Annotated in this window: 1 pseudogene; it reads left to right on the top strand. The window is 27.1% G+C overall.

The annotated features are described in order from the left end of the window. A pseudogene (locus KGF48_RS20800) lies at positions 1 to 269 on the top strand (IS200/IS605 family element RNA-guided endonuclease TnpB); the annotation flags it as partial.

Below are 269 nucleotides of genomic sequence, written 5' to 3'. Positions count from 1 at the left end.
GAACCTGACAAATTTTCACTACAAAACACCTTAAAAGATTTAGAAAACGCATATAAAAAATTCTTTAAAGAAAATGTAGGATTTCCTAAATTTAAATCAAAGAAAACTAATAGATTTTCATATAGAACGAACTTTACAAATAGAAATATTATGTACTTTAGTCAATATATAAAATTACCTAAACTTGGTATGGTTAAAGTAAGGGATAAACAAGTACCTCAAGGGAGAATACTTAATGCTACTGTATCTAGGGAGCCAAGTGGTAAATA

This window comes from Clostridioides sp. ZZV15-6388, from assembly GCF_020657755.1.
Lineage (GTDB): Bacteria > Bacillota > Clostridia > Peptostreptococcales > Peptostreptococcaceae > Clostridioides.
The sequence above is the reverse complement of the archived record's forward strand: the minus strand, read 5'-3'. Positions and strand labels throughout refer to the sequence as shown.